Source organism: Pseudomonas sp. B7 (genome assembly GCF_016735645.1).
Classification (GTDB): domain Bacteria; phylum Pseudomonadota; class Gammaproteobacteria; order Pseudomonadales; family Pseudomonadaceae; genus Aquipseudomonas; species Aquipseudomonas glycinae.
This window is the reverse complement of the sequence record NZ_JAERRE010000006.1, coordinates 186,614-208,708: the sequence shown is the minus strand read 5'-3', so window position 1 is coordinate 208,708 and position 22,095 is coordinate 186,614. Positions and strand designations below refer to the sequence as shown.

The 22,095-nt window shown below is 59.6% G+C and carries 17 protein-coding genes; all 17 read left to right on the top strand.

Annotated features, from left to right (window positions below; genetic code table 11):
• Positions 1–81 precede the first annotated feature (81 nt).
• The gene (locus JKA62_RS15685; protein WP_201818536.1) at positions 82–3,027 is read left to right on the top strand and encodes a PAS domain-containing hybrid sensor histidine kinase/response regulator; all 2,946 of its coding nucleotides are present in this window, start codon (positions 82–84) and stop codon (positions 3,025–3,027) included.
• A 58-nt stretch (positions 3,028–3,085) separates the two neighbouring features.
• Positions 3,086–3,541 carry a tryptophan-rich sensory protein TspO gene (tspO, locus tag JKA62_RS15680; protein WP_041475555.1) on the top strand — a complete coding sequence of 152 codons (456 nt, stop codon included), beginning with the start codon at positions 3,086–3,088 and terminating at the stop codon, positions 3,539–3,541.
• A 591-nt stretch (positions 3,542–4,132) separates the two neighbouring features.
• The gene (rfaH, locus tag JKA62_RS15675; RefSeq protein WP_011334224.1) at positions 4,133–4,669 is read left to right on the top strand and encodes a transcription/translation regulatory transformer protein RfaH; all 537 of its coding nucleotides are present in this window, start codon (positions 4,133–4,135) and stop codon (positions 4,667–4,669) included.
• A gap of 37 nt (positions 4,670–4,706) precedes the next feature.
• The gene (locus tag JKA62_RS15670; RefSeq protein WP_011334225.1) at positions 4,707–5,867 is read left to right on the top strand and encodes an outer membrane beta-barrel protein; all 1,161 of its coding nucleotides are present in this window, start codon (positions 4,707–4,709) and stop codon (positions 5,865–5,867) included.
• Positions 5,868–5,879: 12 nt separating this feature from the next.
• On the top strand, positions 5,880–6,413 hold the full coding sequence (locus tag JKA62_RS15665) for a polysaccharide biosynthesis/export family protein (protein ID WP_011334226.1): 534 nt from the start codon (positions 5,880–5,882) through the stop codon (positions 6,411–6,413).
• A 2-nt stretch (positions 6,414–6,415) separates the two neighbouring features.
• The gene (locus tag JKA62_RS15660; RefSeq protein WP_201818535.1) at positions 6,416–8,728 is read left to right on the top strand and encodes a GumC family protein; all 2,313 of its coding nucleotides are present in this window, start codon (positions 6,416–6,418) and stop codon (positions 8,726–8,728) included.
• Between the two features lie 148 nt (positions 8,729–8,876).
• Positions 8,877–10,268, top strand: coding sequence for an undecaprenyl-phosphate glucose phosphotransferase (locus tag JKA62_RS15655; protein WP_236676556.1), 1,392 nt, complete (start codon positions 8,877–8,879; stop codon positions 10,266–10,268).
• A 67-nt stretch (positions 10,269–10,335) separates the two neighbouring features.
• Positions 10,336–11,676, top strand: a complete 1,341-nt coding sequence (locus tag JKA62_RS15650) for a UDP-glucose dehydrogenase family protein (RefSeq protein WP_201818534.1) — start codon at positions 10,336–10,338, stop codon at positions 11,674–11,676.
• Positions 11,677–11,689: 13 nt separating this feature from the next.
• Positions 11,690–12,394, top strand: a complete 705-nt coding sequence (locus JKA62_RS15645) for a WecB/TagA/CpsF family glycosyltransferase (protein ID WP_011334230.1) — start codon at positions 11,690–11,692, stop codon at positions 12,392–12,394.
• A gap of 2 nt (positions 12,395–12,396) precedes the next feature.
• Positions 12,397–13,476, top strand: a complete 1,080-nt coding sequence (locus JKA62_RS15640; protein ID WP_201818533.1) for a glycosyltransferase — start codon at positions 12,397–12,399, stop codon at positions 13,474–13,476.
• Positions 13,473–14,585, top strand: a complete 1,113-nt coding sequence (locus JKA62_RS15635) for a glycosyltransferase (protein WP_201818532.1) — start codon at positions 13,473–13,475, stop codon at positions 14,583–14,585. The genes JKA62_RS15640 and JKA62_RS15635 overlap by 4 nt, the downstream gene beginning before the upstream one ends.
• Positions 14,582–15,895 carry an O-antigen ligase family protein gene (locus JKA62_RS15630; protein WP_201818531.1) on the top strand — a complete coding sequence of 438 codons (1,314 nt, stop codon included), beginning with the start codon at positions 14,582–14,584 and terminating at the stop codon, positions 15,893–15,895. Before JKA62_RS15635 ends, JKA62_RS15630 begins: the two co-directional genes overlap by 4 nt.
• 16 nt (positions 15,896–15,911) lie before the next feature.
• Positions 15,912–16,865, top strand: coding sequence for a glycosyltransferase family 2 protein (locus JKA62_RS15625; RefSeq protein WP_011334234.1), 954 nt, complete (start codon positions 15,912–15,914; stop codon positions 16,863–16,865).
• Positions 16,866–16,878: 13 nt separating this feature from the next.
• Positions 16,879–18,297 carry an oligosaccharide flippase family protein gene (locus tag JKA62_RS15620; RefSeq protein ID WP_201818530.1) on the top strand — a complete coding sequence of 473 codons (1,419 nt, stop codon included), beginning with the start codon at positions 16,879–16,881 and terminating at the stop codon, positions 18,295–18,297.
• Positions 18,298–18,326: 29 nt separating this feature from the next.
• Positions 18,327–19,382: a UDP-glucose 4-epimerase GalE gene (gene galE, locus JKA62_RS15615; protein ID WP_011334236.1), complete on the top strand. Its 1,056-nt coding sequence runs from the start codon at positions 18,327–18,329 to the stop codon at positions 19,380–19,382.
• A gap of 5 nt (positions 19,383–19,387) precedes the next feature.
• Positions 19,388–20,860: a family 16 glycosylhydrolase gene (locus JKA62_RS15610; protein ID WP_236676555.1), complete on the top strand. Its 1,473-nt coding sequence runs from the start codon at positions 19,388–19,390 to the stop codon at positions 20,858–20,860.
• Positions 20,861–20,950: 90 nt separating this feature from the next.
• The gene (locus tag JKA62_RS15605) at positions 20,951–22,000 is read left to right on the top strand and encodes an acyltransferase family protein (protein WP_201818528.1); all 1,050 of its coding nucleotides are present in this window, start codon (positions 20,951–20,953) and stop codon (positions 21,998–22,000) included.
• Positions 22,001–22,095: the final 95 nt, after the last annotated feature.

Sequence of the window (22,095 nt, the reverse complement as noted above, 5' to 3'; positions counted from 1 at the left end):
CGCTTCCCGATATTGACGGCACCTGTCGGGCATGCCCGACCCTCTGAATCGGCCCCTGAAAAATTCAACCAAGAAGGCGAGATGGACACCCTCAAACACCTTAGTCGCGAAGCGCTCGAGTCCGAGGTCAAGCGATTACGCGCCGCCTTGCAGAGCACTGTAGCCGACGATGAGCGCGACATCACGGCGCGACTGCAAGCCAGTCAGGCCGCGCTCGCTCGTAGTGAGGCGCGGCAGCGCGCGGTTTTCGAGAGTGCAGTGGATTTCGCGATGGTCGTCACTGACCTCGGCGGATACATCACGGAATGGAACTGCGGCGCAACCAACGTGCTGGGCTGGTCCGCCGAAGAGGTTCGCGGCCAGAGCGCGGCCTGCTTTTTCACACCTGAGGACCGCGCCGCCGGCCGGGTCGAACAGGAAATGCAGCGCGCCCTTGTCGAAGGCCGTGCCTACGATGAGCGATGGCATTTGCGCAAGGACGGCGAGCGATTCTGGGCCTCTGGCGAGCTGATGCCGCTCTACGATGAAGACCAGACTCATTTGGGCTTCGTGAAAATTCTCCGCGACCGTACTCAGGAGCATCTGTACGGGCGCGCCATAATCGAAACCAAGGAACGCTATCGACTGGCCGTCATGGCCACCAGTGATGCGGTGTGGGACTGGGACCTGCAAACCAACCAGATCATCTGGAACCAGGCGTTGCAACAGGCGTACGGTTTCGCGCTGGAGAACGTTGATCCCAGCGGTGACTGGCGGTTCGCGCGGATCCATCCGCAGGATCAGGCGCGGGTGCAGGCATCGATCCACGCCGCCATCGAGGGCGACGGCACGACATGGAGTGCGGAGTATCGGTTCTGCTGTCAGGACGGTTCCTATGCCGAGGTGCTCGATCGCGGGCACTTGATCCGCAATCAATCCGGCCAGGCCGAACGCATGATCGGCGCGATGCTTGACCTGACGCGCTCGCGCAGTGCCGAAACGGCGTTGCGCCGGAGTGAAGAGCGTTTCAGTACCATTCTGGAAACCATCGAGTCGGCGTTTGCCATCGTCAAAGTCAAATTCGACGCCAACGACGAGCCTGTCGACTACTACTTCGTCGAGGCCAACCCGGCGTTCGAGCGCCAGTGCGGGGTCAACCTGCGCGGTAAATGGGTGACCGAATTCGCGCCCAATCTGGAACGCTTCTGGTTCGAAACCTACGGCCACGTGGCCAAGACCGGGGAGCCGGCGAATTTCGAGAACTACGCCAATACCTTCGAGCGCTGGTTCGACGTGCGCGCGGTGCGGGTCGGTGACCCGGCCGACCGGCAGATCGCGATCCTGTTCAACGACGTCACCGAGCGGCGCGCGGCAGAAGACCGCTTGCGAGCCAGTGAGGCGATCGCCCGGGAGAACGTCGAGCGCGTGCAACTGGCGCTCGCGGCCGGCGCCATTATCGGCACCTGGCACTGGGATCTGCTGACCGACCGTTTTGCCATCGACGAAGGCTTCGCCCAGGTGTTCAATCTCGACCCGGCACTGGGGCGTGAAGGCCTAAGCCTCGAACAAGTGATCACCAGCGTGCACCCCGACGACCGCGATAGCCTGACCACGGCAATCGACGAAGCCATTAGTCGTGGAGGCGCTTATTCCCATCAGTACCGTGTACGGCGCGAGGACGGCAGATACCAGTGGATCGAGGCGAACGGGCGTGTTGAATGTGCAGAGGACGCAACGCCGCTGCGCTTTCCCGGCGTGCTGATTGATGTCGAGGAGCGCCGCACCGTCGAGGCGGAGCGCGACCGGGCTATTGCCGCGTTGCGTTCGCTCAACGACACCCTTGAACAACGGGTGTCATCGCGCACCGCCGAGTTGATGCAGGCAGAGGAGAAACTGCGTCAATCGCAGAAGATGGAAGCGGTCGGCCAACTGACGGGAGGCCTCGCTCACGATTTCAACAACTTGCTGGCCGGCATTTCCGGCGCGCTGGAGTTGATGGGCGCACGGATCAATCAGGGCCGCTTGAGCGAAGTCGACAAATACATGGTGACTGCACAAGGCGCGGTCAAGCGTGCCGCCGCCCTCACCCACCGCCTGCTGGCCTTCTCCAGACGCCAGACCCTCGATCCGCGGCCCACCGACGTCAACACGCTGATGACCGGCATGACCGAACTGATCCAGCGCACGGTGGGCCCGAGCATTCTCCTGGAAACCATTGGCTCGTCGGTGCTCTGGCCGACACTGGTCGATGCCAGTCAACTGGAAAACGCCCTGCTCAACCTGTGTATCAACGCCCGCGATGCAATGCCCGACGGCGGACGCATCACCATCGAGACCGCCAATCGCATCATGGACGCCGAGACCGCCGGCGCGCTGGACATGCCCGAGGGCGAGTATGTGTGCCTGTGCGTCACCGATACCGGCACCGGCATGTCGGCCGATGTCATCGCCAAGGCCTTCGACCCGTTCTTTACCACCAAACCGCTAGGCCAGGGCACCGGGCTGGGGTTGTCGATGATCTACGGGTTCGCCAAGCAATCCGGCGGCCAGGTGCGCGTGCACTCGCAGGTCGACCGGGGCACCACGATGTGCATCTACCTGCCTCGTCACCGTGGCGATCCCGTGCAGAGCCACGATGACAAGCACATCGCACCGGCGCTGGTGCCCAAGGCCAGCGAGACCATTCTGGTGGTCGACGATGAACCCACCGTGCGCGCGCTGCTGACCGATGTGCTCGGCGATCTCGGCTACAACCTGCTTGAGGCGGGCGACAGCGTTGCCGGACTGAAGGTGTTGCAATCGAACGTGCGCATCGACCTGCTGATCACCGATGTCGGCCTGCCGGGTGGCATGAACGGCCGGCAGCTGGCGGATGCCGGCCGGGAGATCCGCCCGAACCTGACCACGCTCTTCATTACCGGATATGCGGAGAACGCAGTGATCGGCGCCGGTCAACTTGGCCCTGGCATGCAGGTGCTGACCAAGCCCTTCGCGGTCGACACACTGGTAGCGCGGGTCAGTGAATTGATGTGCTCAAGATCCGAATGAACGACCGCTGCGGCGGAGTAACCGAGGCAGACTGGCTGCGGCCAAGGAGTAAGAAATGGTGACTTTCCTGATTTTCCTGATTGCCTGCGGTGCGGCGGCCACCACCGGCATGGTTTTCCAGCCCGGCCAATGGTACGCGCAGCTCAACAAGCCGAAATTCACACCACCGAACTGGGTGTTTCCGGTGGCATGGACGACGATCTATCTGCTGCTCGCCTGGGTTGGCTATCGTTTGACGATGATTCCCGGCAGCGAAATGGTCCTGGCATTGTGGGCGGCGCAGATTGCGCTGAACACGCTGTGGACGCCGGTGTTTTTCGGTGCGCAGCGGATCGTTGCGGCGATGCTCATTCTCGTCCTGCTATGGCTTGTCGTCGCAGTGATGGTGGTTCTGGCGTTACGCCTGGATGTGATCACCGGGTTGATCCTGTTTCCTTATCTGGCCTGGCTGTGTGTCGCCGTGGCGCTGAATTTCTCGATCATGCGCAATAATCGGGCGGGTTACGGCTCATGATAAGACCCATCTATAACAAAACCGGTCATAACCCCTGTTCCACTCGAGCCGATGGTCGATTAGTTATCGCGCCGGACGACTTATTGAGTACAGGCTTTATAACAGCACCCAATATTGGGGACAGTTTCTGATCTAAACGAAAGCCGCGACCATAGTAGACAGAAAAAGTTTCTTCCTTTCAGACAAAAGGGAAAACCATTAAAAAACAACGATTTGAATCTTGGCAAAATCATTACTGGATGGATGGCGTGTTTTTTGACTGGTAACGTTTGACAGACCGCAAAGACTGTCCGATAACTACCAAGGTTATTTTTTTACAGGGCGCGAGCAATCACTTACTCGCGCCCTTTCGCTTCAGGGGCAACTACTTAGTTACCTAACTTTAAGGCTGCGACGAACAGACCGTGCGGTAGCTTTGCCTTGTAAAAAGTTAAGCCGACAACACGTACATCAATGAAACACTTTGTGATTCATGATTGAAACACTTCACCCTTCCAATAATAAAAATACACTTTCACTGCCTGCCATTACTTAGCCCTCATTAGAGCTTCTGCCTGCCATAAACTTTCGATCATCAAAGAGTTTACAAGCATGCCAGTCATCAGCTCGGACCAACCTAATTGGTACCTTTTACAATGCAAGCCACGTCAGGATGAGCGTGCCCACCTCAATCTGCTTCAACAGAACTACGTGGTCTTTCACCCTCAACTCGTCAGTGAGCGCGTCATTCGCGGGAAACGACAGCGAGTGCAGGAATCCCTCTTCCCCGGGTACTTGTTCATCCAACTCAGTCGCGACGACAACTGGGCACCCTTGCGCTCCACTCGAGGGGTCAGTCGTTTCGTCGAATTCAACCATGGTCCCGCAACAGTGGCCGAGCACGTCATCGAACACTTGCGTGCACGTTGCCTTGAATCAACGTTATCGGAGCCGGATGAAGCGCTGAAACCCGGAGAGAACCTGCAGATCGTCAGCGGTCCGCTCGCGCCATTGGAGGGCGTATTCCTGGGGTTACACGGAACCGACCGCGTGATGATCCTCCTGCAGTTTCTTAACCGTGAGCAGCCGGTCTGCCTGCCACTCAGCGTGATTGAACGTCAACAACCTGGTTTTCACCCCTACAACTAACGACTTGCCTTATATGCCCTAGCTCAGGAGCTATAACATGGCTTTGAAGTCACGATGCCCTGTCGCACTGATGATGGCCTGTCTTTATCCGGAAATGGCCTGGAGCATCAATCCGCAAGCCATTGATGTTTACGGATTCGACTTCACGCCATCTTTCCTGTTTTCAGAAAGTTATGACGACAACTTTCGCGAGTTGGAAAACAGCAAGCAGTCCTCCATGGTCACCAAGTTGGCACCCTCTTTCGAGCTCAAGGCCGAGGATCGCAACAGCGCCACCCGGCTGATCTGGCAACCCACTCGCTACATTTATCACGACGAGTCGGATGCCTCGAACACGGCCCAACGCGTACGAGCGGACAGCATCATGGAGTTCACCGACCGGCATCGTCTGAAGCTCGATGCCGAATACCGCAAATGGGAGCGCACGGAATCCACGGCGGTCGAAGGCATCAACGACAAACTCAATAACAAACGCGTAGGTGGTCTCTACACCTTCGGTGCGAAAAGCGCTGACAATCAGATCGATCTCGGGGCCAGTTACGCAGAACTTCGCTACGACAACGCCGATGGCATCAACGACGACAAGGAACGCAATACCACGGCCCTCACCAGCACCTGGTATCACCGCATCGGCAGTAATACCCGAGGGCTGGTGGAATATAACCACACCGATTTTGATTACCAGCAAGCCAACAGCCCGCGCAGCAGTAAATCCGATGCTGTCATGGCCGGTGCCGTATGGGATTTCACGGCACGCACGACGGGCAAGGTCCGTATCGGTTACGAAAAAAAGAACTTCGACAACAGCGAATCCAAAGACCTAGACAACCCGACCTGGCAAGTGGATTTGCAATGGAAACCGCGAACCTATTCGACGTTCACCTTCGTCGCGCGCCAGGCCCTCGCCGAGGGCGATGACGGCGCTGATGCCGTGAAGTCAACGTTCACCCAGGTGGGATGGCGCCACGGCTGGACCGAACGGATTACGACAGTGGCGCAAGCCGGTTACGGGCGTTATGTCTACGAAGGCCAAAGCCGTACCGACAATCTTCAGGACTACAACCTGGCAGTGGTGTACGCCATGCGCCGTTGGCTGGATATCGAACTGGGTTATCGATATCGCGACAACGATTCCGATGCCGACAATGAAAGCTTCACCCGCAACGTGTTCCAGATCAGCTTCAACGTCAGCCTTTAAGAGGGTCTCGACATGAACGCTCGCACACTTGTCCTTTTGTTCGCGTTGTTTCTCTTGCCTCACGTCCATGCGGCAGATCCTGCCACGCAATACAAACTCGCCGCCGGCGACGTGTTGCGAATCATCGTTTTCGGTGAACCGGAGTTGAGCATCAAAAAGATCCGACTCAGCGATGCAGGCACCTTCTCCTATCCGTTTCTGGGAGAGATTTCCGCGAAAGGACTGACCCCCGGCCAGGTCGAGAAAATCATCGTCGACGGGCTCAAGCAGGGTTATCTGATCGACCCGAAAGTCAGTCTCAGCCAGATCGAATACCGCTCGTTCTACATCAACGGCGAAGTGAAAAAGCCCGGCAGCTACCCGTTCGTGCCCGGACTGACACTGGAAAAAGCCATTGCACTGGGCGGCGGCCTGACCGAGCGCGCCTCGATGAAGCGAGTGACCATCTTGCGCGGTGATGGTGGCGCGACCGTGACCGATAACGTCACGCGCAGCACCACGATTGCCCCCGGCGATACCATTTCCATTGCACAAGGCTTTTTCTGATCATGGACAACAGCCCCAGCAACTACGTCGAACGTCCTCTTCAAGCGCATCTGCATCCGCAGCACGGCGACGACAAGGACACCCTGGATCTGCTCAATCTGTGGAGGATTATCTGGCGCGCCAAGTGGCGCATCGGCTGGCTGGTTCTGCTGAGTTGCGTATTGGCGGCCGTGGTGGTCTCCAATATCACGCCGCAATACATTGGCAGCACCACCCTGCTGTTCAACGACAAAACACCTCCGCTGATGTCGTTCCAGCAAGTCAAGGACTCAGGCGGCAACGCCACAGATTACTTGCAGACTCAGCAGGCGCTCCTGCAATCGCGGGACCTTGCCGAACGCGCGGTGAAAAAACTCGGCCTGACGACCCACCCGGTCACCGATCCACGCCAGCAGCCCCAACCCTGGTTTGCTCCGCGCCAATGGCTGGCCAACCTGGACCTTGATCAATGGATCCCGGGACTCGGTCGATATTTGCCGCAAAAGAAAGAGCAGCTCACGGAAGCGGACGTCTTCAATCAGGTCACGCAGAACCTCATGCTGCACACCAGCGTCAAGTTCGTTGGCAAAAGCCAGTTGCTCGAAATCGAAGTCGAACTGCCAGACCCTGTTCTGGCAGCGGCGGCGGCCAACGCGCTGGCTCAGGGCTTCACCGACAGCCAGCTCGATACCAGCGAGAAATCGTCGCAAACCACCACAGCCTGGATGAACACGCGTCTGATCAAGCTGCGCGACAACCTGCGTGCGGCCGAGAAAAAGCTTCAGGGTTACCGCGAAGAACAAGGTCTGGTGGATGTTGGCGGTGTTGCCACCATCAGCGCCAACGAACTGGAAATGACCGGTAATCGCATGGTCGACGCCCGGCGCAACCGTGCTGAAGCCGAGAGCGAGTACCGCCAGGCCAAGGCCCTGGGCAACGGCGATCTGAGCCGGCTCTCCAGCGTGCCTGCGGTCTTGAGCAATCCCCTGGTGCAGAAATTCCAGGCCGATCGCGCTGTGGCTCAGGCCAAGGTTGATGAACTGGCGGGCCGCTATGGTCCAAAGCACCCCAGCCTGATTTCCGCACAAACCGAGTTGCGCACCGCCACCACCAGCCTGCAATTGCAGGTGCAGCAAGTGGTGGCCGGTATCGAGCGGCAATACCAGCTCGCCACGGCGAGCGAAGCGTCGCTGCGTCAATCCTTCAACAGCAACAAGGCGCAAATCCAGGACATCGCGCGCAAAGAGTTCCAGTTGCGCGAGTTCCAGCGTGAAGTCGACAGCACGCGCGCACTGTATGAAACCTTCGTCACCCGCCTGAAAGAAACCACGGCCACCGCCGACATGGACTCGACGAAAGTGCGCATCGTCGACCCGGCCATTGTGCCTGTCGACGCCAGCAAGCCCCGCAAGACATTGATTGTCGGGATCATCGGGCTGATCGCTGCGGTCATCGGCGTCGGGCTGGCACTGCTCTTCGAGAGTCTGAGCAATACCTTCAAAACCGATGAGACGGTCGAGAGCGTGTTGAATGTTCCACTGCTCAGCGTCGTGCCGTTGGTGGTGAAAAAAAGTCGCCGGCAACTGGCGCGCCTTTTCGAAGACAACGACAACCCGCGTTTTTCCGAGACCATTCGCAACCTGCGTACCTGGCTGATGCTGCAAAGCAGCGAAAAGCCCTCACAAGTGGTGCTCATGACCTCCACAGTTGCCGGCGAGGGTAAAAGCACCATCGCCACCAATCTGGCCAGTTCACTGACGCCGCTGGAGCGCGTGCTGCTGATCGATGCCGACATGCGTCAGCCAACCCTGTCGCTGAACTTCGATTTCCCACCGGACAGCCCGGGACTGGCGAATGTCATTGCCGGCACGGCCAGGCTTGAAGACTGCATTGTTTCAGTGGGCAATCTGGACATGCTGCCGGCCGGGAAGGTCTTGCCGCCGTCACTGGATATGTTCGTTGCACCGCGCCTGCCATCCCCTGGCGATCCGCTCAACCCGGTCCAGCCACCGCCACAGGACTTGCTCAGCTCGCCCCGCATGGCGCGCATGCTCGAGGCGCTCAGATCACGCTATCGCCACATCATTATCGACTCTCCCCCTGCGGAGATGATCAGTGACGCGCTGTTGCTGGCCAGACATTCCGATGCGGTGATCTATGTCGTCAAGGCTGACAGCACCTCGATCAGCCAGGTTCAGCGAGGGATTGCCATGTTGCAACAAAGCCATGTGCCGGTCTTTGGCACGGTGCTCAACCAGGTCGACCTGCGCAAGGCGCGCAAGTACGGCTACCACCATTCCCGGGCGTTCTATAACTACGATTTCGCGCCCAGGTAACCATCGGGCGGATACGCCCGCCGCTACGCCCTCTTCTGCCAACGCACCACTCGCTTCACCTCCGCCGAGCTACGGAAAAGCCATCGGGAGGCACGCCGTGCCCGCTCGATTCGCGCTGATGCATGAATGCTGTCTTGAGGTTAAGCCTATGACTTCGCTCTATACCGCTCACATGACACACCGCCGAGGCCTGACGTTCTGGGGCCAGTGGCTGTGCGCGCTGTCGCTGGTCACCGCGCTGTTGATATTGCTCGTGCACTGGCGCGTCGGCAGTCTGACCAGCGAATACCGCATCCTGATCATTCTGACGGTGCTCGGCTCGATACCGATCTACAGCGTGATGCAGGTCTACCACAAACGCCATGGCTTGCTGGTCGGGCTTGGCAGGTTGCTGGCCGGGTGGTTGACCCTGCTGGCCGTACTGGCGGCGATTGCGTTCTTCACCCAGACCAGCGCCATTTATTCACGCCAGGTGATCATGGTCTGGGCGGTGCTGGGTTTCGTGGTGCAGGCCTTGAGCTTTCTGCCCCTGCATTACCTGGCCCGCCTGTACTCGCGCAAGGTCTGCAACGGACGTCGTTCGGTGATCATCGGTACCTGCCCGACGGCCCATGAACTGGCGAAAAAACTGTCCCGACCGAACCGCGCGCTGGTGCTGGGCTTCATTGCCGCCGAGGACAGCTGCGGCCCTGCACCCAGCATTCTGCCGTTGCTCGGCCACGTTTCCGCCATCCGCGAGATCATCACGGGCCAGGAAGTGCGCCGCGTCTATATCGTGCTGCCAATGGCCCATGCCGCCACCATCGAAGCGCTGTACATCGACCTGCTGGACATGAACGTCGACGTGGTGTGGATACCGGATTTCGGCAGCATGGTGTTGCTCAACCATTCGATCTCGGAAATCGAGCGAATGCCGGCCATCTACCTCAACGAGAGCCTGATCAGCTCGCACCCTGCCAGCCTGTTTTGCAAGGATCTGTTTGAACGCAGCCTCGCCGCCCTGGCGATTATTCTGCTCAGCCCGGTGCTGCTGGTGGTGGCCATCGCCGTCAAGCTGACCTCCGCCGGCCCGGTGCTGTTCAAGCAGAACCGTCACGGTTGCAACGGCGAAGTGATCAAGGTCTGGAAGTTTCGCTCGATGCACGTCCACGACGACCAGCAGGTTCGGCAGGCCACCCGCAACGATGATCGCCTGACGCCGATCGGCGGTTTTCTGCGCCGCAGTTCCATCGACGAATTGCCACAACTGTTCAACGTGCTGTCCGGCCGCATGGCCCTGGTCGGCCCGCGTCCGCATGCCGTCACCCACAACCTTTATTACACCGGCAAGGTGCGCGCCTACATGGCCCGGCATCGCCTCAAGCCGGGTATCACCGGGCTGGCCCAGATCACCGGCCATCGTGGCGAAACCGAGACCGTGGAAAAGATGCAGCTGCGCGTCGCCCAGGACCTCAACTACATCAACCAGTGGTCGCTGTGGCTCGACATCAAAATCCTCATCAAGACCCCCTTCACCCTGTTCTCGAAAAACATCTACTAAGCCCGCCCCAACTCTGCCGTCCCCTGCCCGACCGTTGATAACCGTCACCACGATCTGAGGTTCGACCATGAATGTGAGCGTATTCGGTATTGGTTACGTAGGCCTTGTCCAGGGTGCTGCATTGGCCGAGGTTGGGCACAACGTGCTCTGCGTCGACGTCGACGCCGGCAGGGTCGAGGCATTGAAAGAGGGCACGCTGCCGCTCTACGAACCGGGCCTGAAAAGCCTGGTGCGCGACAACTACCAAAGCGGCCGGTTGCGGTTCGGCACAGACCTGGTGGACGCCGTTCACCATGGCGATGTGCTGTTGATCGCCGTCGGCACACCGCCCGACGAAGACGGTTCGGCGGATCTCCAATACGTGCTGAGCGTGGCGCAGACCATCGCGCTGAACATGGATCGGCACCAGATCATCGTCGACAAATCCACCGTGCCCGTCGGTACGGGCGATCGGGTGCGAGCCTGTATCGAGCAAGTATTGGCCGACAACGGTCGCGGCGATCTGACGTTCGATGTGGTTTCAAACCCGGAATTTCTCAAGGAAGGCTGCGCGGTCGAGGACTGCATGCGCCCGGACCGGATCATCATCGGCACCGACAGCCCGCGTGCCGAAGAGGTCATGCGCGAACTGTATGAACCGTTCAATCGCAGCCGCGAAAAAATCATCGTCATGGATGTTCGCAGCGCCGAGCTGACCAAGTACGCCGCCAACTGCATGCTGGCGACCAAAATCAGCTTCATGAACGAAATGGCCTGCCTCGCCGAAAGGCTCGGCGCCGACATTGAAAAAGTGCGCCACGGCATCGGCGCCGACCCGCGCATCGGTTACCAGTTTATCTACCCAGGTCTGGGCTACGGCGGCTCGTGCTTTCCCAAAGACGTGAAAGCGCTGGTACAGGCGGCCGACGGTGTCGACATTGACGCCCGGGTGCTCAAGGCCGTGGAGGCGCGCAACCAGGAACAGAAAGCCAGCCTCTATCGCAAGGTATTCGATCACTTCGACGGCCACCTTCGCGGCAAGACGTTTGCCCTGTGGGGGCTGAGTTTCAAACCCAACACCGACGACATGCGCGAGGCCCCCAGCCGGGTACTGATGGAGGCTTTGTGGCAAGCGGGCGCCAGCGTGCAGGCGTTTGATCCCAAAGCCATGGAAGAGGCCCAGCGCCTATACGGCTCGCGCGACGACCTGACCCTGACAGGCACCAAGGAAGCGGCGCTGAAAAATGCCGACGCCCTGATCATCGTCACCGAGTGGCAATCCTTTCGGGCACCGGACTTCGACCAGCTCAGCCGGTTGCTCAAACAGCCGTTGATTTTCGACGGGCGCAATCTGTTCGATCCGCAGCGTTTGAGCAAACGCGGTTTCACCTACGTCTCCGTGGGTCGGCAGACCCCTTCAGTCCTCTGAAAGGAGCGGCGCCATGTTCAAACTGGAAATAGTCGGGCAGTACTCGGCGAAATTACTGGAGGCCAACCAGGCCTATTCCTTCATCAACTTTGCCTCGATCGGCAGTTTTTTCGAGCAAAATCCGAGCAGCGTTGCCTATTTTTGCGACGGCATGCTGATGTCAACCTTCATGTCTCGCATTACCGGCAGACCGATTGGTCGGGTCAGCTTCGACTTTACCTCGATAGCCGACGTCGTGCTGCGCAGCGCCGAGCAACAGGGCAAACGCGTCTATTTCGTCGGCGCTCGGCAAGCCGAGCTGGATCTGTTCATCAGCAAGATCAAGGCCCTTTATCCGCAACTGAGCATCGCCGGCTATCACAACGGCTATTTCGACGCTGCCCAGGCCGAAGACATTCGGTACGACATCTGTCGCAGCGCAGCGGACATTCTGATCGTCGGCCTGGGCGCCGGACGGCAAGAGCAGTTCGAGCAGGATGCCCTGCGCGCAGGCTTTCGCGGAGTCGCCTTCACCTGTGGCGGTTTCATCCGGCAAGAAGCCCTGGCGACGCGGCAGTACTACCCGGCGCTGATCAATCGTCTGCACCTGCGCGCGTTCTATCGCATGTACCGCGAGCCCCACACGATCAAACGCTACCTCATCGATTACCCGAGCAACTTCCTGCACCTGCTGAACATGATCGTTCGACACAAAGTCGCCATCAGCGTTGGGGAATGACCATGCACATCCTGTTTACTCTCAAGGATTTCAAGCCGGGCGGTGGCGTCGAGCGCGTTCAGCAGCGGCTGTCCGAGCAGTTTCTCAAGGACAGTCGGCGCGTGAGTTTTTTCGTCATGAACGCAGACATGCCCGACACCCGGGGCATTCAATGCTACAGCGGTGGCGGCAACGGCCTCCTCGGCCTGTTCAAGTCCATCGTTTTGCTGCGCCGGCTCATACGGCACGAAGGTGTCACCCATCTCATTTCCGCCAAGGAGCAGGCCAACCTCTGCACGTGGTTCGCCACCCTGGGCAGTGCCTGCAAAGTCATCTACAGCCGCCATGCGACCCTCGACTGCAGCGAACAGAAAACCGGCCCCTCAAGCCTGCGTCTGCTCTACGCCTTGTACCTGTGTGGCAGTGGCAAGGTGGTGACGGTTTCGTCGGCTTTGCGCCAGACCCTCGCCGATGCCGTGCCCTGGGGGCGGCAGCGCATCCGTTATTGCCCCAACGCGGTCGTCACCGATCAACTGTTTCAAGCCGCCCAGGCGCCCAGGCCGGCCGGATTGCCCCGCAACTACTGGCTGAGCCTGGGGCGTCTGGTCGAACCCAAAGGGTTTCATCTGCTGCTCGATGCCTACGCCTTGGCGCTGCGCAGCGCAGCGCTGCCGGATCTGGTGATCGTCGGCGATGGCCCGTTGCGCGAAGCCTTGGTCACCCAGGCCAGGCAATTGGGTATCGCGCAACGGGTGCATTTCAGCGGTTTTATGAGCAATCCCTATCCCGTGCTCAGGCACGCCCGGCTGTTCATTCTGAGTTCGCTGCAAGAAGGCATGCCGACCGTGCTGATCGAGGCCTTGGCGCTGGGCACGCCGGTGCTGGCCTGCGATTGCGAGACCGGGCCCAGAGAACTGCTGGACCACGGCCGACTCGGTCAACTGGTGATCGTCAACGACGTACAGGCACTGGCCGAGGGAATGCTGTGCAACCTGACCTCAGGTCATGCCGTCGCTCCCGGCGAAAAGGCGCTCACTGACACCCTGCGCCCATACACCAGCCAGCACGCGGCGCAGGCGTACTACCAGGTCTGGAATCAATGAAAAAATTACTGATCATCCTCCATGACCTCAGCGCCGGCGGTGCTGAAAAAATGATGGCGCGCCTGGCCAAGGCGCTGGTGGATGCGGGCAATGACGTGACGTTGCTGATGCTCACCGGTGGCGGCACTCACGCAGCCCATCTAGACCCGCGCGTGAAAAAGGTTGAATTGCACAGCCCGCGCAGCGTCCGTGCGGTGCCGGCACTCACGCGTTTTTTGCGTGCCAATCGCTTTGATGCCCAACTGGCGGCCCTCACCCACGTCAACGTGGTGGCGATCGTCGCGGCGGCACTGTCCGGTACGCTGGCCCGACTGCACGTCAGCGAGCGCAATGCCTTTTCCCATGACCGGCACGTGAACCCCGATTTCATGGTGCGCATGGCATATCGGGTGGCACCGCTGCTGTATCGGCTGATTCCCAATCCGGTGATCTGTGTTTCGCGCGGCGTCGCCCAGGATCTGGTCGATACCACCCTCGCCCGACGCCGGGACGTGACCATTGCCGACAACCCGGTGCTCGACAACGACTTTCGCGAGAAGACGCCGGGACTGCCCCGCCACCGCTGGCTGCTGGATAAGTCCGGCACAGTGATTGTCGCCGTGGGGCGCCTGGCGCCGCAAAAAGGTTTCGACACGCTGATCACAGCATTCGCCGCACTGCCGGATCGCGATGCCCGCCTGATCATTTTTGGCGAAGGCGCCCTCCGGGCCGAACTGCTTCAGCAGGCGAAACAGCTGGGGGTCGCGGAGCGCTTCGATCTGCCGGGCTATACCAACGATCCCCTGGTAGAAGTAGCCGCAGCCGATTGCTTCGTGTTGTCGTCGCGTTTCGAGGGCAGCCCCAACGCGCTGGTCGAGGCGTTATCCACCGGCACGCCGGTGGTGGCGACCCGCTGCCCCCATGGTCCGCAAGACATCCTCGTCGGCGGTCTGGTGGCGCCGCTGGTTGCTGTCGATGATCCGATCGCCCTGGCACAGGCCATCGTCGAGCAATTGTCCATACCGCGCGATCTGCAGCGTCAATCACGCCTCGATGCGGCCGCGCGATTCATGAGTGCCAGTGCAGTGCAGACCTACCTCAAAGCACTGGTTGGAGACCCGTCACCATGAGCCCCCTGACGATCCGCTATTCGACAATGCGCGACGCCTTCACCCTGTTCGGCATCCTGTTCTACATCCAGGTGATTACCTTTGTCCTCGGTCTGGGCAGTGCCGCGAGCTTCGGCGATATCAACAAAGACCTCGAAGGCAATGTCGCCAATCAGGTCTGCGGCCTCATCACGCTGCTGGTACCGTTGTTCTTTTTCATCCGCAACAAGGTATTCCTCAGCAAGACCTTTTATCGCAGCAACTTCTTCCTGCTGGTGTTCCTGCTCTGTGTCATCGCGTCAATCGGTTGGTCCCACGACCCGATGCTCAGCCTCAAGCGGTTCATCGCCCTGCTCGGGGTGGTGTTTTTTGCAGGCTTCATTGCCTATAACTACTCCCTTGAAAGAATCGCCTTCATGCTCGGCTGCGCCATCGGCATCGCGGCGCTGATCGGGTTGTTGCTCGCGGTGGTCATGCCTGAAGTGGCGTTTCTCTCCGGGGGCATTCGCGACGGCGCGTTCAAAGGTGTTTTCGCCGAAAAGAATGCCGGCGCCCGACTCAATGCGATCGCCATCATGCTGTTGCTGCCGATGATCCGGCAGCGCAATCGCTGGGCGCTCTTCTGTTCGTTCTTTTCGCTGGTCGCGATCCTGCTTGCCCAGTCAGCCACCGGCGTGGCGCTGATCATTTCCGGCACGATCAGCTACTGGTACTTCCTCACAATGATCCGTTTGGGGATCAATCGCTCGCAGCTGATGTTCCTCGGGTGCACCCTCCTTTACCTGCTGGTTTGCCTGTTTCTGTACAGCAACTTTGCGGTGCTGCTGGAAATGGCCGGGCGCGATCCGTCACTGACCGATCGGACCCTGATCTGGGAACTGCTCGCGCCTTTCATCGACAGCCAGTTACTCAAGGGCTACGGCTTCGGCGCCTTCTGGGCAAGTCCCGATGCCGATGCGTTCATCACCCGCTGGGGTTACATCGGCAACGCCCACAGTGGCTACATGGAGACCTTGCTCAACGGCGGCCTCATCCAGTTGACGGCGCTGGCATTGATGTTGGGTGAGGCACTGTTCAAGCAATACCGCGCCGTGACAGCGAATCAGACAGCCCGGTTTCGCGCCAGTGCGCTGGTCATCATCGGCCTGTTCGCCGTCACCAATTATGTGGCGTACGTGATTCCCAACTACCGCTCCGCCGAGTTTCTGGTGTTCTGCACGCTGGCCCTGACCTTCCGGCACCACCACGCGACCTCCCCCGAATCCTCACCGGCAGCGCTGCGTCAGCGTTCGTCGGGCAGCGCACTACCGCGCGATTCCGCCCGCGCGTAACCCAAGGAGAATCACCGTGCCAAACCAAGCTCCCCGTTCAGCAGATTCAGTGTGCGTCATCATTCCGATGTACAACGGCGCCGACAGCATCGAGCAGACACTGACGTCCCTGGCCCGGCAAACCCGACTGCCCGATCACGTCATCGTCATCGACGACGGATCCACCGATGACGGACCACAGCGGGTCAGAGACTTTGTCGCGCCGTTTCGCTTGACGCTGTTACAGCAAGCCAACGAAGGCCAGGCCAGTGCCCGTAACCATGGGATGCGGCACTCTAAAGAGACGTTCGTGGCGATGCTCGATGCCGATGACCAATGGCACCCGCGAAAGCTGGAGTTACAGCTGGCACTGTATGACGAGCTCACGCGACAGGGCCGGCCGGTGGGGCTGATCGACTGCTATGCGCAGGTCAATTACAGCGATGGCAGGCGCCAACTGGACGACCGGTTGAAGAACGGCAGGCACTTCTACGATTTCATCCATGCCAACGTCGTCAATGGCGTCTCCACCGCGCTGGTCAAACGTGACGTGATCATGCAACTGGGCGGCTTCGACGCCAGCCTGCGTTATTCCGAAGACCGCTTCATGTGGACCCGGATCGCCGAGCACTGGGAGATCCACACGGTGCCGGAGGTGCTGCTGGAGCGCACGGTCAATGGCGGCAACATGACCGCGAATCCGAAAAAGTACTACCAGAACAAAATCCGCTTCATCGAGGTGTACCTCGCCCGCTACGGCGCGCAGTTGACCCGGCAGCAGCGGATCGATTTCGTGCTGGGTAATCACACCGATTTTCTCGAGGCGTTTTCCCGACGTGGCGAGCATGACCAGGTCCTCGGCGTGTACCGGCGAATGCTGGATTGCTCATGGCAAACGCTGATCTTCGCCAACGGCAAACCAACCTTGCGCTACCTATATGCCCGCGCCAGAACCTTGCGCAAGGCTACGGCGTCAACCACCGCCCATTGATCCGGTACCCGCCATGGCCAACCACCGCCTGATGACATTGACCTGGATCTTCACCGAGAAATTCGGCCTGATCCTGCTGTCGATGATTACCTTCGTCGCCTACGCCAGGTTGCTGTCGCCAGCCGAGCTGGGTGTGGGCACGGTGATCATTGCCATCGTCGAACTGATCGGTCTGGTGTACTCGTCGGTGCTCGAAGACCCGCTGGTACGGCTTGAGCGGCTGGAAGACAAGCACATCAGCACAGCCTACTGGGCGGCGGTGCTCGTCAGCCTGGCGAGCATCGGCGTCATTTCGGGCGCGGTCATGCTCTACACCCCCGACCCGCTGCTGCAATGGATGACGGCGATAGCCTCGATAAAGATCCTGTTCACCATGATGGCGCGGGTCTATGTGGCGCAGATGCGCCGCAGCAGCAACTTCAGGATGCTGGCGTCGCGCACGCTGCTGGGCAAAGTGGCGGGCGGCGTCGGCGGGATTGCCGTTGCGCTTTGGGGGCTGGGTGCGTGGGCGGTCATTGCCCAGGCGCTGATCATGGAACTGGTGTCGATCATTGTGTTGATGCGCGCGGACCCGCGGCGCATCCCCTTTCACATCGACGGCCCGACCCTGCGCGAGTTGTTGAGGTCAGGCGCACCGGTTGCCGTCAACGCGCTGAGCTCGCAAACCCTGCAGCGCGGGGTCAATGTGGTTCTGGGCATCACCGCCGGCGCGAACGCGGTCGGCATGTTCAACATGGCGATGCGCATCATCGAACTGCCACGCACTGCAATCTACAACGGCCTGCTGAGCTACGCGCTGCCGGCGTTTTCCCGGCGCAGCGCAGAGTCCAAACGATTGATCGGGATCGTTGGCGATTCAACCGCCGTCAGCGGTTTTCTGTTAACGCCCCTGTTCGTCGGACTCGCACTCACGGCAAGCGACCTGATCCTGTTGATCTTCGGCGCCAAATGGGCAGAGGCCATCCCGCTGCTGCAAGTGCTGGCCTGCACCGCCGCCATCGGCAACAGCGCCATGTACGCCACCACCGCACTGGTGGCGGTCAACCGCAGCCACCTCACGATCAAGGCCGAAGTGCTGACCACCGCTCTGGCCCTGGCGCTGGTCTACGCCCTGGGCAACCTGTATGGCGGCATGGCCGCAGCCGTCGCTCTGCTGGCGCGCATGCTGGTCATCACGCCGTTGCAAATCCGCGGCCTGAACACGGCGATCGGCTACAGCTGGCGCGGCTTTTTCGAAGCCAGTTACCGCAGCATGATCGCTTCCCTGGTCATGGCTGCAACCGTGCTGCTGGTGCTACCGCAGCTGGGTCTCCAGGGTTACCTGCATTTGATCGGCAGCGTCGTGCTCGGCGCACTGAGTTATGCCGTGGGTTACAGCGCCCTGCACCCGCACTGGCCACAGGAATTCAAATCGGTTTTCACCTCCCGCTGAGTTCAGCCCTGAGACAGGAAGGCCTCACCATGCGCAAAACCACGTTGATTACTGGCGGAGCCGGCTACATCGGCTCGCATACGGCTCTGGCCCTCATTAACGCCGGCCACAAGGTGCTGGTGCTCGACAACCTGTGCAACAGCTGTCGAGAGTGCATCCGGCGCCTCGAGCAACTGACCCTGACCCGCGTCGACTTCATCAAGGGCGATATTCGCGATCCGGTCCTGCTCGACGATATCTTCAGCCGGTACGACATCGAGGCCGTGGTGCACTTTGCCAGTCTCAAATCCGTCGAAGAAAGCGTGCGCAAGCCGCTGGACTACTACGCCAACAATGTTGCCGGTACGCTCGACCTGTGCCAGGCAATGGCCCGCAACAACGTTTTCCAACTGGTGTTCAGCTCATCGGCCACGGTGTACGGAGAACCGGCAAATACGCCGATTGCCGAGGATTTCGGCACCGGCAAACCGGTCAACCCCTATGGCCGCACCAAGCTCATGATCGAAGAGTTGCTGACGGATCTGTGCAACTCCGATCCGCGCTGGAGCATTGGATTATTGCGTTACTTCAACCCGATCGGCGCCCACGAAAGCGGAATGATCGGCGAAGACCCGAGCGGCCGACCCAACAACCTGTTGCCTTGCCTGACCCAGGTTGCCATAGGCCGGATACCCGAACTCACGGTGTACGGCAGCGACTATCCCACCGTGGACGGGACCTGCGTGCGCGACTACATCCACGTGGTCGACCTGGCCATCGGTCATCTCAAGGCACTGCAAGTGCTACAGCACGACAATGGCATTCATTTCTGGAACCTCGGCACGGGCGTCGGCTACAGCGTGCTACAGATCATCCACAGTTTCGAGGACATCACCGGCATCAGCATTCCGTACCGCTTCGCCCCTCGACGTCTCGGCGACATCGCCAAGTGCTGGGCCGATCCGGCCAAGGCAGGACGCGAACTGGGCTGGAGCGCGCAGCGCGGCCTGGAACAAATGATCACCGATAGCTGGCGCTGGCAGTCGTGCAATCCGCAGGGGTATCAATCTTCATTCAAGATTCCGGCACCCGTTGCGGTGAAGTGATGCCGATGTTCAGAGAATGTCTGCTGGCCGTGCTGTTTTCGGTTGCGCTGCCAAGCAACGCAGCGCAGGCGCCTCCTGCGGTGCCGACCACCGGCCTGGTGTTGTGGCTGGACGCGGCCGACGTGACATCGATGAACCTGGATGCGCAGAACCGGCTCCAGCGCTGGAGCGACAAATCTGCCAAGGCCAATGACGCGACGGTCGCTGACGCCACCTCACCGCCACTGCGGATGGAGAGCGGCTTGAATGGGCACTCGGTGGTGCGCTTCGACGGCAACTCGGGATTACTCGGCCGGACCCTGCGCACGGCTAAAGGATCGGCGACCGTACTGATCGTGTCCCGTCGGCTGCCGGAACAGGCCGGGGTCGATCCCTGGCAACGGTTGTTCAGTTCAAGGCCGCAGGCCGCCAGCAACGATAACGTGCTGCCGAATTTCGCCGTGAGCCTTGCGCAAACCGGTGCTTATGAGCCGACGGTTTCTGTCCTTGAGCTGCAGGACGTCCCACTGGGACCGTATGGCGTGGGGCGCAATGCCGTCGGCAATGCCGAAAATTTTCGCGGCGACATCGCCGAAGTCCTGGTGTATGACCGCCCGCTTGCCTCGCTCGCGGAGCGCCAGCGCGTATTTCGGTACCTGGCAGACAAGTGGTCCGTGGCCATACCGGTTCAGGCCGATACCTGGACACGTGTCGGTCCCCTGGACGCTCTGCCGTCCCACATCCATGCCGATCTGCCGTTGTCCGATCAGGCCAATGCCGGCCGGTGGTTGCTCAACACCACACTGTCCGACGAGTTCGATGGCACCACCCTCGACCGCACGCGCTGGCACGTCAACAATGCTATCGGCAACGAATCGCTGGGACGCAAGCCGGCGTTGTTCACCGAGCGCAATGCCAGCGTCAGCAACGGCTATCTGAAGATTGTCTTTCGCAAGGAAACCGTGCCGCCGAAATACGTGCAGCTAGGTTTCAAGGATTACACCTCGGCGATGGTTCGTACCCTCGAACGTGGCTTCTACGGCTATTACGAAACACGGGCCAAACCCATGAACTCTGCGGCTTCCAGCGCGTTCTGGCTGGCGTGGACAGGCATGGCCGACAACGCCACCGAAATCGATATCTTCGAAATCGGCGGCAAGACCAAAGAGGCGGCCTCGGACCGCGCCTACAACATGAACGCCCACCTCTGGGCCACGCCACAGAGCACCGAACATATCGCCGACGGCAGCACCTGGACCAGCCCCTGGCGGCTGGCTGGCGACTTTCATGTCTACGGCTTCGACTGGCAACCCGACACCCTGCGCTGGTACGTCGATGGCGTTCTGGTCAGGGAGTCGAAGAACAACCACTTTTTCTACCCCATGCAGATCGTCTTTGACAGTGAGGCCATGTGGAAATGGTTCGGTGTGGTCGACGATGCTGACCTGCCCTCCACGTTCGAAGTCGATTACATCCGCATGTGGCTACGCAGTCCTTGAGCACCCTACGCCGCTTTGGCCTTGAGTCGGATGTCATACGACACAGTCCTCAGTTTTCGATCCGCGCTGACGAGTCTGGAGCGCCTGTACATGAACAACCGGCGACTGAACGAGCTGGATTTGCTGCGCTTCCTTGCGGCGTTCGCCGTGGTGATTTTTCACTATGCATTTCGCGGGTATGCGAGGGGGGACATGTCCGTGATGCCCTACCCCATGCTGGCTGACGTAGCCAAATACGGTTATCTGGGCGTCGAGCTGTTTTTCATGATCAGCGGATTCGTGATCCTGATGACCGCTTCGAGCAACGACCTCAAAGCGTTCTTCATTTCCCGCGTCATTCGCCTGTGCCCGGCGTTCTGGGTTTGCTGCACGATCACTTTTCTCGTCACGCTGGCCATTGGGCAGCCGAGATTTTCGGCTGACCTTTATCAATACGTGATCAACCTGACATTTCTGGGCGACGTGATCGGTGTGCCACCCATAGACGGGGTCTACTGGTCGCTGTTCGTCGAGATAAAGTTCTACTTCATGATCGCCATTCTGTTGGCTTTCAAGAAAATAGAGAAAATAGAAACCTTCCTCGTACTCTGGCTGCTGATCTCGGCCGCAGCGGAAGTCTTTGCTTTCGAAAAGCTGCGCTCGGTACTGATCACCGACTACGCGGCCTATTTCATCGCCGGCGCGACGTTCTACATCATTTGGGACAAGGGTTTTACCAAGTCCCGTATTTCCCTGTTGGCCGCTGCGCAGGCATTGGCCAGCTTCAACGCGATCAAGTGGGCCGAATCGATCGAACTGAAATATTCGACCGAATACGATTCGTTGATCATCTGCGGTGTCATTGCCCTGTTTTTCATGACGTTTCTTTTTATCTCGACGCATAAAACGTCAGCCATCGGGAGGATCGACTGGACAGCGTTGGGCGCCCTGACGTACCCGCTTTACCTGCTGCATCAAATGATCGGTTTCATGATCTTCAATGTCGCTTATCCGGCCATGAATCCACACGTCCTGCTCTGGGGCACCATCGCTTTGATGATAGGTGCGTCCCATGTCATCCATAAAGAAATAGAAACCCCGATGGCCAGACTGATGAAAAGATCCCTTTCGTCCTCCTTCAAGCGTCTCAGAGTTGGTTAGTCGGTAACGCAACAGGCTTGGCAATATCGGCAGATGAAAAAGGCGGGAGAGGCTTCGGTGAATACCGAAACCTCTCCCGCCTTTTTTTGTTTGTG

Excerpts from the sequence above, each read along its gene's own strand:
- JKA62_RS15685 (WP_201818536.1), top strand. The coding sequence starts at position 82 with ATGGACACCCTCAAACACCTTAGTCGCGAAGCGCTCGAGTCCGAGGTC.
- rfaH (WP_011334224.1), top strand. The coding sequence starts at position 4,133 with ATGCCAGTCATCAGCTCGGACCAACCTAATTGGTACCTTTTACAATGC.
- JKA62_RS15670 (WP_011334225.1), top strand. The coding sequence starts at position 4,707 with ATGGCTTTGAAGTCACGATGCCCTGTCGCACTGATGATGGCCTGTCTT.
- JKA62_RS15665 (WP_011334226.1), top strand. The coding sequence starts at position 5,880 with ATGAACGCTCGCACACTTGTCCTTTTGTTCGCGTTGTTTCTCTTGCCT.
- JKA62_RS15660 (WP_201818535.1), top strand. The coding sequence starts at position 6,416 with ATGGACAACAGCCCCAGCAACTACGTCGAACGTCCTCTTCAAGCGCAT.
- JKA62_RS15655 (WP_236676556.1), top strand. The coding sequence starts at position 8,877 with ATGACTTCGCTCTATACCGCTCACATGACACACCGCCGAGGCCTGACG.
- JKA62_RS15650 (WP_201818534.1), top strand. The coding sequence starts at position 10,336 with ATGAATGTGAGCGTATTCGGTATTGGTTACGTAGGCCTTGTCCAGGGT.
- JKA62_RS15645 (WP_011334230.1), top strand. The coding sequence starts at position 11,690 with ATGTTCAAACTGGAAATAGTCGGGCAGTACTCGGCGAAATTACTGGAG.
- JKA62_RS15640 (WP_201818533.1), top strand. The coding sequence starts at position 12,397 with ATGCACATCCTGTTTACTCTCAAGGATTTCAAGCCGGGCGGTGGCGTC.
- JKA62_RS15635 (WP_201818532.1), top strand. The coding sequence starts at position 13,473 with ATGAAAAAATTACTGATCATCCTCCATGACCTCAGCGCCGGCGGTGCT.
- JKA62_RS15630 (WP_201818531.1), top strand. The coding sequence starts at position 14,582 with ATGAGCCCCCTGACGATCCGCTATTCGACAATGCGCGACGCCTTCACC.
- JKA62_RS15620 (WP_201818530.1), top strand. The coding sequence starts at position 16,879 with ATGGCCAACCACCGCCTGATGACATTGACCTGGATCTTCACCGAGAAA.
- galE (WP_011334236.1), top strand. The coding sequence starts at position 18,327 with ATGCGCAAAACCACGTTGATTACTGGCGGAGCCGGCTACATCGGCTCG.
- JKA62_RS15610 (WP_236676555.1), top strand. The coding sequence starts at position 19,388 with ATGTTCAGAGAATGTCTGCTGGCCGTGCTGTTTTCGGTTGCGCTGCCA.
- JKA62_RS15605 (WP_201818528.1), top strand. The coding sequence starts at position 20,951 with ATGAACAACCGGCGACTGAACGAGCTGGATTTGCTGCGCTTCCTTGCG.